The 14,543-nt window shown below is 44.3% G+C and carries 13 protein-coding genes and 2 tRNA genes; 11 read left to right on the top strand and 4 right to left on the bottom strand.

The window, feature by feature from the left end; genetic code table 11:
- Window positions 1–61: 61 nt before the first annotated feature.
- Window positions 62–1,354, bottom strand: coding sequence for a peptidoglycan DD-metalloendopeptidase family protein (locus R7Q11_RS15060; protein ID WP_005386530.1), 1,293 nt, complete (start codon window positions 1,352–1,354; stop codon window positions 62–64).
- A 130-nt stretch (window positions 1,355–1,484) separates the two neighbouring features.
- Between R7Q11_RS15060 and tyrS the strand changes: the two genes are divergently transcribed.
- Complete coding sequence (gene tyrS, locus R7Q11_RS15065) at window positions 1,485–2,672, top strand: tyrosine--tRNA ligase (RefSeq protein ID WP_017820416.1); 1,188 nt, start codon at window positions 1,485–1,487, stop codon at window positions 2,670–2,672.
- A gap of 418 nt (window positions 2,673–3,090) precedes the next feature.
- Window positions 3,091–3,936 (top strand): magnesium transporter, encoded by an 846-nt coding sequence (locus tag R7Q11_RS15070; protein WP_005380062.1) that lies wholly within the window; start codon window positions 3,091–3,093, stop codon window positions 3,934–3,936.
- On the opposite strand, the gene dacB is transcribed toward R7Q11_RS15070, so the two are convergent.
- Window positions 3,915–5,336, bottom strand: coding sequence for a serine-type D-Ala-D-Ala carboxypeptidase (gene dacB / locus R7Q11_RS15075; RefSeq protein WP_017820417.1), 1,422 nt, complete (start codon window positions 5,334–5,336; stop codon window positions 3,915–3,917). The two genes, R7Q11_RS15070 and dacB, sit on opposite strands and share 22 nt — an antisense overlap.
- A gap of 186 nt (window positions 5,337–5,522) precedes the next feature.
- Window positions 5,523–6,545, bottom strand: coding sequence for a porin (locus tag R7Q11_RS15080; protein WP_005380064.1), 1,023 nt, complete (start codon window positions 6,543–6,545; stop codon window positions 5,523–5,525).
- A 545-nt stretch (window positions 6,546–7,090) separates the two neighbouring features.
- On the opposite strand from R7Q11_RS15080, the gene greA reads away from it, so the two are divergent.
- Window positions 7,091–7,564, top strand: coding sequence for a transcription elongation factor GreA (greA, locus tag R7Q11_RS15085; RefSeq protein ID WP_005380065.1), 474 nt, complete (start codon window positions 7,091–7,093; stop codon window positions 7,562–7,564).
- 84 nt (window positions 7,565–7,648) lie between these two features.
- On the opposite strand, the gene yhbY is transcribed toward greA, so the two are convergent.
- The gene (gene yhbY / locus R7Q11_RS15090) at window positions 7,649–7,945 is read right to left on the bottom strand and encodes a ribosome assembly RNA-binding protein YhbY (RefSeq protein ID WP_005380066.1); all 297 of its coding nucleotides are present in this window, start codon (window positions 7,943–7,945) and stop codon (window positions 7,649–7,651) included.
- A gap of 138 nt (window positions 7,946–8,083) precedes the next feature.
- On the opposite strand from yhbY, the gene rlmE reads away from it, so the two are divergent.
- The 8 genes from rlmE (at window position 8,084) to rimP (ending at window position 14,511) form a co-directional block, all read left to right on the top strand.
- Window positions 8,084–8,713, top strand: coding sequence for a 23S rRNA (uridine(2552)-2'-O)-methyltransferase RlmE (gene rlmE / locus R7Q11_RS15095; protein ID WP_005388985.1), 630 nt, complete (start codon window positions 8,084–8,086; stop codon window positions 8,711–8,713).
- Between the two features lie 108 nt (window positions 8,714–8,821).
- On the top strand, window positions 8,822–10,795 hold the full coding sequence (gene ftsH, locus R7Q11_RS15100; RefSeq protein WP_017635895.1) for an ATP-dependent zinc metalloprotease FtsH: 1,974 nt from the start codon (window positions 8,822–8,824) through the stop codon (window positions 10,793–10,795).
- Between the two features lie 52 nt (window positions 10,796–10,847).
- Window positions 10,848–11,678: a dihydropteroate synthase gene (gene folP / locus R7Q11_RS15105; protein WP_225466554.1), complete on the top strand. Its 831-nt coding sequence runs from the start codon at window positions 10,848–10,850 to the stop codon at window positions 11,676–11,678.
- Between the two features lie 19 nt (window positions 11,679–11,697).
- Entirely contained in the window at window positions 11,698–13,038 is a 1,341-nt protein-coding gene (gene glmM / locus R7Q11_RS15110) for a phosphoglucosamine mutase (RefSeq protein ID WP_225466550.1), read from the top strand.
- Between the two features lie 220 nt (window positions 13,039–13,258).
- Complete coding sequence (gene secG, locus R7Q11_RS15115; RefSeq protein WP_005380080.1) at window positions 13,259–13,597, top strand: preprotein translocase subunit SecG; 339 nt, start codon at window positions 13,259–13,261, stop codon at window positions 13,595–13,597.
- A 16-nt stretch (window positions 13,598–13,613) separates the two neighbouring features.
- A tRNA-Leu gene (locus R7Q11_RS15120) sits at window positions 13,614–13,697 on the top strand.
- A 56-nt stretch (window positions 13,698–13,753) separates the two neighbouring features.
- Window positions 13,754–13,830: transfer RNA gene (locus R7Q11_RS15125), tRNA-Met, on the top strand.
- A gap of 225 nt (window positions 13,831–14,055) precedes the next feature.
- Complete coding sequence (gene rimP / locus R7Q11_RS15130; RefSeq protein WP_005386424.1) at window positions 14,056–14,511, top strand: ribosome maturation factor RimP; 456 nt, start codon at window positions 14,056–14,058, stop codon at window positions 14,509–14,511.
- The last annotated feature ends 32 nt before the right edge of the window (window positions 14,512–14,543 follow it).

Raw genomic sequence — 14,543 nt, forward strand, 5'->3', positions numbered from 1 at the left:
TTATCGTGATGATATCGACAAAACAAAAAGGGCAGCTTCGCTGCCCTTTTCAATACCTGGCTTACTTCATTGCTAGCAGTTTGCTGTAGCGTTCAAGCTTGTCCATGCTAATTTTCGCGTTTGCCATGAAAGTTTGTCTCGCTTTGCCTGTCAGGGATTTAGATTGTGGCAAATTCACCGTGCGCGGGTTTTTATGGACACCATTCACAAGGAACTCATAGTGCAGGTGAGGGCCAGTTACACGGCCAGTTCCGCCAAGCGTACCGATGGTTTGGCCTTGCTTAACGCGTTGACCAGCTCGTACAGTACGTTTGGTTAAGTGCAGGTACTTGGTAATGTAAGTATTACTATGTTTAATGAAAACGTAGTTACCATTAAATTTGTTGTAAGACGATTTTTGAACGACGCCATCACCAGCCGCCCAAATCGGGGTACCCACCGGTGCCGCATAGTCCGTGCCTCTATGAGGACGAACGCGTCCCGTCACTGGATGTAAGCGGCGTGGGTTGAAATTAGACGAAACTCGACGGAAATCCAACGGCGCGCGTAAGAATGCTTTTTTCATTGCACGCCCATTTTCGTCGTAATACTTGCCACTTTTCTGATCCAATATTGCGGTAAAGGTATCGCCTTGGTTTTTAAAGATCGCAGCAATGATTTTTCCACGGCCGATTACTTCACCTTCTACCACTTCCTCTTGGTAAAGTACTCGGAAGCTGTCGTTTTTACGAATATCTAAAGCAAAGTCGATGTCCCAACCAAATATGCCAGCCAGTTCCATGATTTGGTTACCATTTAATCCAGAAGATATTCCTGCATTCCAAAAGTTTGATTTGATGGTGGCTTCAGCGTAGTTGTACTGGAAGTCGACTTCTTTTTTATCAACTTCAGAAACGTACTTGCCGTCTTTTAATGTGATACGAAAAGTCTCGAACGCGCTTAGTGTTCTTCTTAGCTGCACCAAGTCGTTATTTTCGTCAAAACCAAATTGCAATCGGTCACCAGGTCGAAGCCGAGTTAACTGTTTTTCCACTTCTTTGTCTGATGACACCAGTTCATGTAATAGACGAGCAGAAAGCCCTACGCGACTAAATAAGATGGCAGCACTCTCGCCATTTTTTACCTTGTATGTCTCCCAGCGCAGCACGGCGGGAACCGCAGGCGATGAACTATTTAGTGCACTGAGTTCGAGGGAAACTGGCACAGGATAATGTTGACCAACTTTTAATCGGCTCTGCTGCGGGTCTAGGTCTTGCGGATCAGGTAAAAAGAAGAGCGCGAAGATAATCAGCGCACTAAAAAAACCGATCAATACTTTGTGCAAGAGTGGAAGTCGGACAAAAATCGAATGCATGAGGTACTTGATTGCTAAATTAAACGGAAAAAGTGACAACTACCTAGTCTAACGTGTTTCAAAATGCATCGCTATTCAAGTAATATGTTCAGCTATTATATTTTTGCCAAATCTGTGGGAGTGAACAAGAATGGCGAGCATTGAAGCTGCACTAGCCGAGATTAAGCGCGGTGTTGAAGAGCTGATTCCAGAAGAAGAGCTAATCGCAAAACTAAAAGAAGACCGTCCTCTACGTATTAAATTGGGCGCTGATCCAACAGCACCTGACATTCACCTAGGCCATACGGTTATTTTCAATAAGCTTCGCTTGTTCCAAGAACTAGGTCATGAAGTGACGTTCCTAATCGGTGACTTCACTGCAATGGTTGGTGACCCAACAGGTAAAAACACAACTCGTCCACCGCTAAGTCGTGAAGACGTATTGCGTAACGCTGAAACGTACAAAGAGCAAGTGTTCAAAATTCTCGATCCTGCAAAGACTAAAATTCAGTTTAACTCTGAGTGGCTGTCTGAACTGGGCGCAGAAGGTATGATTCGCCTTGCGGCAAACCAAACCGTTGCTCGTATGCTAGAGCGTGACGACTTTAAAAAGCGTTACGCGGGTGGTCAGCCAATTGCTATTCACGAGTTCATGTACCCACTTCTACAAGGCTGGGACTCAGTAGCAATGGAAACGGATGTTGAATTAGGTGGTACAGACCAGAAGTTCAACCTTCTAATGGGTCGTGAACTGCAAAAGTCTCACGGTCAAAAACCTCAGGTTGTACTGATGATGCCGCTTCTAGTGGGCCTTGATGGCGAGAAGAAGATGTCTAAGTCAGCAAACAACTACATCGGTATCAGCGAAGCGCCAAGCGAAATGTTTGGTAAAATCATGTCTATTTCTGATGACCTAATGTGGAGCTACTACGAGCTGCTCTCTTTCCGTCCTCTGGAAGAGATTGCTCAATTCAAAGCTGATGTAGAAGCGGGCAAAAACCCTCGTGACATCAAAGTATTGCTAGCAAAAGAAATTATTGCTCGTTTCCACAGTGAAGCCGATGCCGATGCAGCAGAGCAAGAATTCGTAAACCGTTTTGCGAAGAACCAAATTCCTGATGAAATGCCAGAGTTTGACTTTGACGCAGGTCGCCCAGTGAGTAATCTGTTGAAAGAAGCAGGCTTATGTCCATCATCGTCAGATGCGATGCGCATGGTTAAGCAGGGCGCTGTGAAGATTGATGGTGAAAAAATTGCGGACAGCAAATTTGCTCCAGAAGCGGGTACTTACGTGTTCCAAGTAGGCAAACGTAAATTTGCTCGTATTACTATTCAGTAATTCATAATGACTGCAAATGAAAGCGTCCGAAGGGCGCTTTTTTTGTATGAAAATTTAGCAAAAACGACAAAGTAAAACTTCCATACCTGATGAACTTTGCTACTATACTTGCGCTGCCAATAATGGCAGCGCTATCGGAGATTTACATGAACAATACCGACCATCCTCCCAGTCGTTGGGTGAGTAAGATTAAGGGAGCGAAATAACCCGCTTCGGTATTGGCGATCTCCGCCTTACCTAAGTGGTGAGGCATCTTTTCTAATTTTCTTCTCGTTATTTCCTTCATACATTCTGAATAGACAGTGCATTAGCATTGGTTTTCTCTGTGCATCTTAATTGTTGTCTGACTTTTAGCGTGCAAGAGTGGCTTTTCATGCTTTGTCGATGGTCGTTACCAATGCCAATCGGGAGATTCGCCATGACGGTAATGAACAACACTTTTATTGAAACAACACCAAACTTTTCTGAAGTAGAAATTGGTGCAGCTCGCAATGCATTCTTGCAGTACGAGCAAGAGCAACAAGTCCATTTGCTTACGGTTATGCCGATTGATGAGGCTGTAGGTATTTTACAGCATTGCTCTGTCGGCTATGTGAATAGTCTTATTGCTCAACTTGAGCAAGCAGGTCATGACAAACGCGCACGTCATTATGCTCACCAACTGGGTCTGCATATGTCTGAAGTTGATACACCCGATGGTTATTTATCAACTAGTGTTTTAGGGCATGTAAAACAGCGTATTGGATGGATCATTGCGCTGGCTCTTTTAGGGATAGTGTCAGGCTTGATCATCGCTCAGTATGAGGACACCCTTAGTCAGCTTGTTTTACTTGCAGTGTACATGCCAGTGATTGCAGCTGCTGGTGGTAACACAGGAACACAAGCAGCAACTTTGGTGATTCGTGCTCTTGCTACTGGAGAGTTAAAAAAACGCCAATGGTTAGAAGTTTTGTGGAAAGAGAGCCGAGTCGCTCTATTTATTGCGCTAGCGATCGCTATCGTGATGATTGGACGCATTATGTTATTTAGTGCAGGACAATCAACAGGAGGCTTTGAACTGACCGATATCGCACTGGCAATAGCAGTTGCGCTGTTCATTCAAGTCACCATTTCTACAACATTAGGCGGGCTGTTGCCAATTATTGCACGAGCTTGCAAGTTGGACCCAGCCGTATTGGTGAGTCCAGTTCTTGCGTCTATCGTCGATATTTCAGGAATGTGGATTTACTTTAACGTGGTGAACTATTTCTTAGGTATTGCCTGACTAAAGTTCACAATGTCATTGTAAAAAAGCTGCTCAAAATGTGTAATCGGGGCGATGACAGGTGTGTTGTCGTCCCGTTTTTCTGGGAAGTAGTCTGAAACAAACTGAACAAAAATGGTGTTAGGTTGACCATTTTTATCCAAGCCATATCCAGCCATATTGTAAGTCCCGTAGATAGAGCCACTTTTCGCTATCAGCTGTCCTTTAATTGGAAGTTTTCGCATACTTTGTCGGTACTTTAATGTGCCGGATTCACCTGATTTCGGCATGATGGCAATCAATTTGAGTTCGTTTTCATGCTTCCAAATATAGCGCAGCATTTCAGCCATCTTGGTCGCGGAGATCCGGTTATTTCGCGAAAGTCCTGAGCCGTCTTCTAGGCGCGCATTACGAATATCAATACCAGTGTTGGCGAAAATGATCTGCTTGATCGCTTCTGTACCGTTAGTAAAACTGCCTGGCTGAACGAAAAATTTAGCACCAAGTGTTTTGGTTAATGTGTCGGCAATCAAGTTGTCAGAGTTTTTGAGCATATCTTCAAGAATGTCTGGTAAGGCCTTTGATTGATGCATTGCGATGAGCTTTCGCTGCTTTTCTGGCGCCGTACCGACCCTAATCTTTCCTGATACCCCAATGTTGAGCTCCTTGAGCAAAGTCGCCAACCTTTGACTGGTGTAACGCTCAGGGTCTTGAACCGCAAATTTCAGTGGTAATGGTTTGTCTCTTTCAACCAAGCACCCTGTTAGCTTGTAGTTGTTATCGGGATTTGCAACTAAACCTAAGTCACAATGACGACTTTTCTTAATGGTTTTAGAAACTGTTTCTACGGTACTTGTGACACGAATAGGTTGATGCTCTGGTACGTAGACCCGCGTTCCACCATCTTTTTGTGTATAGATAGAGGCTTGTACACAGTTGTTATTGAGTGTGATGGTCGATGCCGGAGCGCTGTAGCAAACTCCCAAGATATCCCATGGCCAGCCCACCGCACGGTTATAACCAGTGAATGCGCTGTTATCGAGCCATAGGTCACCGTTAATCCGTTTTAAGCCATTTTTCTTAGCTAGAGTGAGGAGTGATTTTAAGTCGTTGGTTTGGAGTGTTGGGTCGCCGACAAAGTAAATCACTGCATCTGAGTTCGACGTTTCCAGCTTGGTTCGAAACCGGAAATTATCACCCAGTTCTAGCTTTGCGGCTAATGCGGTGACGATTTTTAATGTACTCGCTGGTGGGAACAGTTGTTCGGTAGGATGAACACCGTCAAGCTCAGCATTTTCACTGAGTTTTTCCGCAACTAAACTGATGCGGGCGCCTTCAGGCAGCACCTCTTGATGAGGGTACGCTTGTGAAAAAGCAGAAAGTAATGAAGAGAATATGAGCAAGGGCCAACGTAAACGCATAATGATACTTTCTAAGGTGAGTTATGTGATTGAGTATACGCAAGTCCTTTCAATATGCTAGGTAACTAAAGAAATGCTTCAAATGTCTTCATGAATGAGACACGAGAGAAAGGCGCGCTGCTTAAAATTAAGTATAAAAAATGCCCGCTTAAAGCGGGCATTCGATATTCTAGTCAAAGACCGGAATTAGAAGTCGTAACGTAGACCTAGAGCTAGCTCGTCTTCAGCATCGATCTTAGTTGCAACTGTTTTGCTCGTGTCAGTTGAACCAAACTTGTCACCTGCATCAATCAGGTTGAAGTTGTAAGAAATGTAACCACGGAAGTTAGGCTTGAAGTAGTAAGAAGCATCAACAGCGAAGTTGTTTGCAGAAGTTTCGTTGTTAGTTTCTGCATTGTTGTATGATGTTGTAAATACTGTTTGGCCTAGAGTGTAAGCACCCGCTAGCTCGTAACCAGTGTAATCAACTGTGTTACTGTTGTTTGAATCTTCCATTTTCTCGCCGTCAGTGAATACACCAGCGAAGTAAAGATCAGACATTGTGTAAGATGCAGCTAGCATGTACTCGTTAGCTTTGTCTTGATCTGCGTAACCAGCACCTAGCTCAAGACCAGTGTCAGCTAGAGCGTAGATTGCAGATAGAGAGTAACCGTCTTGTTTGTTGTCGTAGTACTCACCAGTGTTTTTGTTTTCCATACGGTCAGCGAAGCGGTAGCTTGCTTTTACGCTTAGGTTTTCAAACTGGCCTTTGTAAGCCATCATGTTGTCTGTACGGTCTGATACAGCTAGTTTGTCTGCTGCAGAGTTACCGTGGTAAGCCATGATATCTGTGAAGTCAGTGATAACGCCTAGTGCACCTTCAGTTTTACCGTATGCGAACTCACCGTAAGCACCGCCAAGACCAGCGTAAGCAAGACGAGTTTCTAGATCGCTCTTGTCGTCGCCGTCTACAGTACCGTTTTGAGCAGTCTCAAATTCACCTTCCCAGAAACCAACACCGTATAGGTTGTCATTGATTTCTTGTTTACCAAGGAAGTTTAGACGGATGCGAGATTTGTCTTGAGCGTCGCCATCTTTCATAGATAGACGTGCTTCAGCACGGCCGCCCATTTCTAGAGAAGTACCGTCTTGGTTGTAAAGTTCAGCTGCGTTTACGCCAGTTGCCATAGCTGCTGCAGATACAGAAAGAGCAATTAGAGTCTTTTTCATCTTATTTGTCCTAGTTAGCTGTCCATAATCATTGTTGTATGGGGGAGAGGTGATCTCTCACAAGTTGTTGGTCCAAAATTGGCTAATTGAGCGATATAGTTCGCACTTGTAAGCCATTGATCTAACAACTCGCTGGACATGTTTTACTGCTAAAGTTTCCGTATGAGTTAGTAAAATGATATAAATCCCACTGATGAACACTGTTCAATTGTGCGTTGTTTTTATTTAAATTACTGTTTTTGATTGAAATTATTGGCAATGACATTGGCCTGACATTGATTAGTTTTTATCTTTTTTGAGGTTTTTGGTGTAATGAACAGTGTTGTTTTTCAATAAATTGAGAAGGTGATTCGCCCTAGAACCGCTCTAAAAGTGAGTTATATCATTATGCCGAAAAGGCATAGTCTTGCTGTCTTTCGAATTAAGATGATTTCGTCCGGGAGTTTGTTTACACTAAACGAAATACATCTTTAAGCGCACTACCCAGTCCTATGACAGGGTGGGCTTTTTTTGTCCAAAGACCCATTTGGGCTTGAGGTTATAAAATGGAAAAAGTTCCAATGACACTACGTGGCGAGCAAAAGCTACGTGCAGAACTCGATCGTCTACTTAAACTACGTCCTCAGATCTCAGAGGCAATTGCTGAAGCTCGTGAGCTAGGTGATTTAAAAGAGAATGCTGAATATCACGCCGCTCGTGAAGAGCAGGGCATTTGTGAAGCACAAATCCGTGACATTGAATACAAACTGTCAGTTGCTCAAGTTATTGATGTAACGAAGATGGAGAACACGGGTAAAGTTATTTTTGGTTCAACCGTAACCTTGATTGATATCGACACCGAAGAAGAAAAAACGTACCAAATCGTTGGTGATGACGAAGCCGATATCAAAGCAGGTCGCATTTCAGTGAGCTCACCTATTGCTCGTGGCCTGATTGGTAAGATGGAAGGCGATGAAGTTGCTATTCAAACTCCGGGTGGCGCGAAAGACTTCGAAATTGACCGAGTAGAATATATCTAAGTCGTTTGGAGTAGCATTACTGCCCTGATAAAACGCAAAAAGGTCGCCTCAGGCGACCTTTTTTCTTCAGCAACGTAAGTAGAGTTACTTACGAGGGATTTCGATTTTACGCTCTTCAGACTGGCGGTATAGCACTAGCACTTTACCAATAGTCTGAACTTTTTCAGCGCCCGTCTCACGTACGATAGCGTCGATGATTAGCTGTTTTGTTTCACGATCTTCCGAAGCAACTTTTACTTTGATAAGTTCGTGATGGTTAAGAGCGATTTCAATTTCTGCTAGCACGGCTTCTGTAAGTCCATTTGCGCCCATTAGCACAACAGGTTTTAAACTGTGAGCTAGGCCTTTAAGGTGCTGCTTTTGTTTGGTGCTTAGGTTCATTACGCGGCCAATTTTCTTTAAAATAAGGGTTGAAAAAAGCTATTTTAACGCCATCTATTGCTGAAGACTATAATTTATTGAGTAATAGGTAGCGCCTATTAAAACAATAGCTCCAATTTGTGCCTTGTTGGGATTAAAATGAGTAAACAAAAACATTCGGCTAGTTCTGGTCGTTGGTTGAAAGAACACTTTGATGATAAATACGCGAATGAAGCCCGAAAAAAAGGCTACCGCTCACGTGCTTATTTCAAGATCGATGAGATTCAAACGAAAGATAAATTGTTAAAGCCTGGAATGACAGTCGTCGACTTGGGGGCTGCGCCGGGCGGATGGTCTCAATATGCTGCTAAGATAGTAGGGGACAGTGGTCAGATCATCGCGTGTGACTTGCTTCCTATGGACCCGATTGCTGGCGTTAGCTTTTTACAAGGCGACTTTCGTGATGATGCAGTATTGGAGGCTTTGCTAGAAAGGATCCAACCTTCCATGGTAGACGTAGTAATGTCTGATATGGCGCCTAACATCGCGGGAAACAATTCTGTTGATCAACCTCGCGCTATGTATTTAGTTGAATTAGCTTTAGATATGTGTCGACAAGTTCTAGCGCCTAATGGTAGCTTTGTCGTAAAGGTTTTCCAAGGGGAAGGCTTCGATCAGTATGTGAAAGAAGTCCGAGACATGTTTAAAGCCGTAAAAATTAGAAAACCAGACTCATCGCGAGCTCGCTCTCGAGAGGTCTTCGTCGTAGCCACTGGTTACAAAGGTTAACCATTTTGCTCTCTTGAGAGCGTGTTAACACTATAGCTACAGTTAATGAACTGTAGTACCCTACCTTTAATTACAATTAGTTATCGAGAGGCTTACACCTTGAGTGACATGGCAAAAAATTTAATTCTGTGGCTTGTTATCGCCGTCGTATTGATGTCGGTATTCCAGAGCTTTGGCCCTGGAGAAAGCAATGGCAGAACCGTGGATTACACCACGTTTGTACAGGAAGTTGGCCAAGGCCAGATTCAAGAAGCAACTTTTAAAGACGGTGAAATTAGCTTTGTTCGTCGTGGCGGCGGTGCCAAAATGGTCACTTACATGCCAGTGTATGACCAAAAGCTTCTAGATGACCTAATTAACCAAAACGTGAAAGTACAAGGCACGCCTCCAGAAGAGCAAAGCTTGCTTGGTACTATCTTCATCTCTTGGTTCCCAATGATCTTACTAATTGGTGTATGGATTTTCTTCATGCGTCAAATGCAAGGCGGCGGTGGTAAAGGCGCCATGTCTTTTGGTAAGAGCAAAGCTCGAATGATGAGCGAAGAACAAATCAAGACAACTTTTGCTGACGTTGCAGGTTGTGACGAAGCAAAAGAAGACGTGAAAGAGCTGGTGGACTACCTACGCGATCCAAGCCGCTTCCAAAAGCTGGGCGGTAAGATTCCAACGGGTGTTCTAATGGTTGGTCCTCCTGGTACGGGTAAAACGCTTCTAGCGAAAGCCATTGCCGGTGAGGCGAAAGTACCATTCTTTACTATCTCTGGTTCTGATTTCGTAGAAATGTTCGTTGGTGTTGGTGCATCTCGTGTGCGTGACATGTTTGAACAAGCAAAGAAAGCCGCACCTTGTATCATCTTTATCGATGAGATCGATGCGGTAGGTCGTCAACGTGGCGCAGGTGTTGGTGGTGGTCATGATGAACGTGAACAAACACTAAACCAAATGCTCGTTGAGATGGATGGTTTCGAAGGTAACGAAGGTATTATCGTTATCGCTGCGACTAACCGTCCGGATGTGCTGGACCCTGCGTTACTGCGTCCTGGTCGTTTTGACCGCCAAGTGGTAGTTGGTCTTCCAGATGTACGTGGCCGTGAACAGATCCTAAAAGTTCACATGCGTAAGGTCCCTCTAGCGGGTGATGTAGAGCCTTCTCTCATCGCACGTGGTACTCCAGGCTTCTCTGGTGCTGACCTAGCAAACTTAGTTAACGAAGCAGCCCTGTTTGCTGCGCGCGGTAACAAGCGCAACGTTTCTATGGTTGAGTTTGAACTGGCGAAAGACAAAATCATGATGGGTGCTGAGCGCCGTTCAATGGTGATGTCTGAGGAAGTGAAAGAGTCAACCGCATACCACGAAGCGGGTCACGCGATTGTTGGTCGCTTGGTTCCTGAACACGATCCAGTGTACAAAGTGTCTATCATTCCACGTGGTCGTGCGTTGGGTGTAACAATGTACCTTCCAGAGCAGGACCGCGTGAGTATGTCTCGCCAACACCTAGAATCAATGATTTCTAGCTTGTACGGTGGTCGTTTAGCAGAAGAACTTATCTACGGTGCTGACAAAGTATCAACCGGTGCTTCTAATGATATCGAGCGCGCAACAGATATTGCTCGTAAGATGGTTACTCAATGGGGTTTCTCTGAAAAGCTTGGCCCTCTGCTGTATGCAGAAGATGAAGGCGAAGTGTTCTTAGGGCGTAGTGTAACTCAGACTAAACATGTGTCTGACGATACAGCGAAGTTGATTGATGACGAAGTTCGTCAGATCATTGACCGCAACTACGATCGTGCGAAGAAGATTCTTCAAGAGAACATGGATATCATGCATGCGATGAAAGATGCGCTGATGAAGTATGAAACCATTGATGCTCGCCAGATTGATGACTTAATGGAGCGCAAAGCTGAAATTCGTGAGCCTGCGGGCTGGAGTGATAACTCAGCAAGCAAACCAGAAGACAGCGACAAGCCTCAAGCAAAGCAAGAAGTTAAAGAAGAAGCAACGGAGACTGCGAAAGATGCAGAACAGCCTAGCTCTTCTGAAACAACTTCTAACGAAGCGCCTGAAAAGAAAGACTCTGAATAAAGAGTATCGATAATATTAAACCCCGAGTTATCTCGGGGTTTTTGTGTTTATGATGATGATTACAGCAAATAACAAATCTTTGGACCTTTCGCGTCCACATGTCATGGCCATTCTAAATGTGACACCGGATTCCTTTTCGGATGGTGGTAAATACAACTCAATTGAACTTGCTCTTGCTCAAGTTGATAAAATGATAAAGGCTGGTGTAAGTATTGTTGATGTTGGTGGTGAATCGACAAGACCTGGTGCACCGGATGTGTCTTTGGAAGAAGAGCTTAGGCGTGTTGTCCCAGTAATCAAAGCCATTCGTGAAAAATATGATGTATGGATTTCCGTTGACACCAGTAAAGCAGAAGTGATGCGTCAAGCAATTGATGCTGGGGCTGATTTGATCAATGACATCCGCTCGCTGCAAGAGCCAGGTGCTCTGGAAGTCGCAGCAGAAGCAAACCTTCCAATTTGTCTGATGCATATGAAAGGTCAGCCTAGGACCATGCAAGTTGACCCTCATTATGATGATTTAATGGGGGACGTGTCGGCTTTTCTAGAAGAACGTATCGCGGTGTGTGAAGCTGCAGGGATTGATAAATCTCAACTGATTCTCGATCCTGGGTTTGGCTTTGGCAAAACAATCGAACACAATTATCATATGCTTGCTCATCTTGAAAAGTTTCATGAATTCGGCCTGCCTATTTTGGCTGGCATGTCTCGTAAATCCATGATCTTCAAACTGTTAGACAAGCCAGCGGCAGAGTGTACGAATGCAAGTGTCGTTTGTGCTACGATTGCCGCGATGAAAGGCGCGCAGATCATTCGCGTGCATGACTTTGAAGAGACAATCGAAGCGATGAAAGTTGTTGAGATGACGAAAAACAATATTTAAAAATAATAAAGGAAAGTTTATGTCGAATGAAAGACGTTACTTTGGTACTGACGGTGTGCGCGGTAAAGTAGGACAATACCCAATCACTCCAGACTTCGTACTTAAGCTTGGCTGGGCTGCTGGTCGTGTACTAGCGAAACAAGGCACAAAGAAAGTTATCATAGGTAAAGATACACGCATTTCAGGTTATATGCTTGAATCTGCACTAGAGGCAGGCCTTGCAGCTGCGGGACTTAAGGCAACATTTACTGGTCCCATGCCAACTCCAGCTGTGGCATATTTAACTCAGACTTTCCGTGCCGAGGCTGGTATTGTGATTTCTGCATCACATAACCCATATTACGACAACGGCATTAAATTCTTTTCTTCTGAGGGTACTAAGCTACCTGACGATATTGAATTGGCGATTGAAGCAGAGTTAGATAAAGAAATTGAATGTGTGGAGTCTGCTGAGCTTGGTAAAGCAACCCGCCTAAATGATGCAGCTGGTCGTTACATCGAATTCTGTAAGAGTACTTTCCCATCTGAGTTGAGCCTTGCGAACTTTAAGATCGTAGTAGACTGTGCGCACGGTGCAACTTACCACATCGCTCCAAATGTCTTCAAAGAACTTGGGGCAGAAGTTATCGCTATGGGCGTAGAGCCTAACGGCATCAACATTAATGAAAAAGTGGGCGCAACAGACGTACGAGCTCTTCAACAGCGTGTTGTTGAAGAGCAAGCGCATCTTGGTCTCGCATTTGATGGTGATGGTGACCGCATCATTATGGTCGATCACCTAGGTAACAAAGTTGATGGTGACCAAATTGCTTATATCATCGCTCGTGATGCACTTCGTCGTGGTGAGCTAAAGGGTGGTGTTGTTGGTACACTAATGACTAACTTGGGTATGGAAAATGGTTTAAAGCAGCTAGGCATTCCGTTTGTACGTGCTGCTGTTGGTGACCGTTATGTCATGGAGCAACTGCTAGAAAAAGGTTGGAAAATTGGTGCTGAAAACTCAGGCCATGTGATCTTATTAGATAAAGTCACAACCGGCGATGCGATTGTCGCTGCACTTCAAGTACTTGCTTCTGTAATTGGCAGCGATATGTCTTTGTATGAGCTATCGCAAGGAATGACACTATATCCTCAGGTTTTAGAAAATGTCCGTTTTTCAGGAGAAAGTAACCCTCTTGAAGCTACAGCTGTATTAAACGCTGTCTCTGAAGTAGAGGCGACACTTGGTGATAAAGGGCGTGTACTGCTGCGTAAGTCTGGCACTGAGCCTTTGATCCGCGTTATGGTGGAAGGCGAAGATGGTGAACTAGTTCAACACTCAGCATTGAAAATCGCTAAGGCTGTTAAAGCAAGTTGTTAATCATTGCGTTAAAGCATGTCTTGAATGAAAAGGGCATCTTTTGCCCTTTTTTTGAGCGCTTAACGCATTGGCATTGATTTTTTACTAATTTTCCCTTGTCAGCGTTACTGGCTTTCGCTAGTATTGCTCCGCCTCCCGTTAGGAGGTCGCTAGCCTTGTTCATTATGATTTATTCTTTTGAACGGCGCTGGCTCAACAATTTGGAACATAGGTGGAAAAAATGTTTTCAGTTCTACTTGTGATTTACCTGTTGGCAGCGCTTGGTGTGATTGGCCTTGTGTTGATTCAACAAGGTAAAGGCGCAGATATGGGAGCCTCGTTCGGTGCTGGTGCTTCAAACACAGTGTTTGGTGCTGGCGGCTCAGGTAATTTCTTAACCCGAACAACTGCTATTTTAGCAACCGTATTCTTTATCGTTAGCTTGTTACTTGGTCGTATGTCTACGCACCAGACTGAATCACAATGGGTAGACCCAACGTTAGGTCAACCAGTTGTTGAACAAGTTAAGGATGCAGCGAGTGAAGTTCCTGCCCCTGCGGGTGATGAAATTCCTCAATAAGCTGTAAGGTTTTGATGCCGAGATGGTGAAATTGGTAGACACGCTAGCATGAGGTGCTAGTGCCTTAGGTGTGAGGGTTCGAGTCCCTCTCTCGGCACCATGTATTTACAAACTTGTAAATCACTTGTTTGCGAGTATAATGCTCAGCAAGTCGGACGCGGGGTGGAGCAGCTTGGTAGCTCGTCGGGCTCATAACCCGAAGGTCGTCGGTTCAAATCCGGCCCCCGCAACCAATCTCTTTCTTTGAAAGGAAATCGTAGATTGGCAAGTTTGCGTAGTGCTAACCACACTACGAGTTAAGAAAAGCAATTGTTGGCTATTCTTAACGTATCAGGGTCCAGCAGCATAAAACCCCGACTATCGGGGTTTTTTGTTATCTGAGCTTTTTGAAATAGCTCAGATACTGCTTGGTTTTTTGATTGGGCTCTGAGCCCTTTTTTTGTTTCTGGAGTGGTTAAATGACTGGTTTAGAAAGACAACTTACTGAAATGCTTGACGCGCCAGTAGCGGCATCAGGTTATGAGTTAGTTGGATTAGAATTCATTCGTGCAGGCGCGCACTCAACGTTACGTATCTACATTGACCATGAAAATGGTATTAACGTAGACGACTGTGCAGAAGTTAGCCACCAAGTTAGTGCAGTTTTAGACGTTGAAGATCCAATTTCTGTTGCTTACAGCCTAGAAGTGTCTTCTCCAGGTTTAGAAAGACCACTTTTTAAAGCAGCACATTACGAGCAATTTATTGGTCACGAGGTCAGCATCGTATTGAAAATGGCTGTAGCAAACCGTCGTAAGTGGAAAGGTATTATCCACGGTGTTGATGGCGAAACAGTGACAATTACTGTAGACGGTCAGCAAGAAGAGTTTGCTCTAAGTAACATTTCCAAAGCTAACCTGATCCCTAAATTTTAGTTCCCTAAAAAAGTTTAAGCTTAGAGGCTAAA

This window comes from Vibrio sp. 970 (assembly GCF_033339075.1).

Bases quoted from the DNA above. Each gene is read 5' to 3' on its own strand.
- rimP (WP_005386424.1), top strand. From the start codon at position 14,056: ATGACTGGTTTAGAAAGACAACTTACTGAAATGCTTGACGCGCCAGTA.
- folP (WP_225466554.1), top strand. From the start codon at position 10,848: ATGATGATTACAGCAAATAACAAATCTTTGGACCTTTCGCGTCCACAT.
- dacB (WP_017820417.1), bottom strand. From the start codon at position 5,336: ATGCGTTTACGTTGGCCCTTGCTCATATTCTCTTCATTACTTTCTGCT.
- greA (WP_005380065.1), top strand. From the start codon at position 7,091: ATGGAAAAAGTTCCAATGACACTACGTGGCGAGCAAAAGCTACGTGCA.
- R7Q11_RS15080 (WP_005380064.1), bottom strand. From the start codon at position 6,545: ATGAAAAAGACTCTAATTGCTCTTTCTGTATCTGCAGCAGCTATGGCA.
- glmM (WP_225466550.1), top strand. From the start codon at position 11,698: ATGTCGAATGAAAGACGTTACTTTGGTACTGACGGTGTGCGCGGTAAA.
- R7Q11_RS15070 (WP_005380062.1), top strand. From the start codon at position 3,091: ATGACGGTAATGAACAACACTTTTATTGAAACAACACCAAACTTTTCT.
- rlmE (WP_005388985.1), top strand. From the start codon at position 8,084: ATGAGTAAACAAAAACATTCGGCTAGTTCTGGTCGTTGGTTGAAAGAA.
- secG (WP_005380080.1), top strand. From the start codon at position 13,259: ATGTTTTCAGTTCTACTTGTGATTTACCTGTTGGCAGCGCTTGGTGTG.
- yhbY (WP_005380066.1), bottom strand. From the start codon at position 7,945: ATGAACCTAAGCACCAAACAAAAGCAGCACCTTAAAGGCCTAGCTCAC.
- tyrS (WP_017820416.1), top strand. From the start codon at position 1,485: ATGGCGAGCATTGAAGCTGCACTAGCCGAGATTAAGCGCGGTGTTGAA.
- R7Q11_RS15060 (WP_005386530.1), bottom strand. From the start codon at position 1,354: ATGCATTCGATTTTTGTCCGACTTCCACTCTTGCACAAAGTATTGATC.
- ftsH (WP_017635895.1), top strand. From the start codon at position 8,822: ATGGCAAAAAATTTAATTCTGTGGCTTGTTATCGCCGTCGTATTGATG.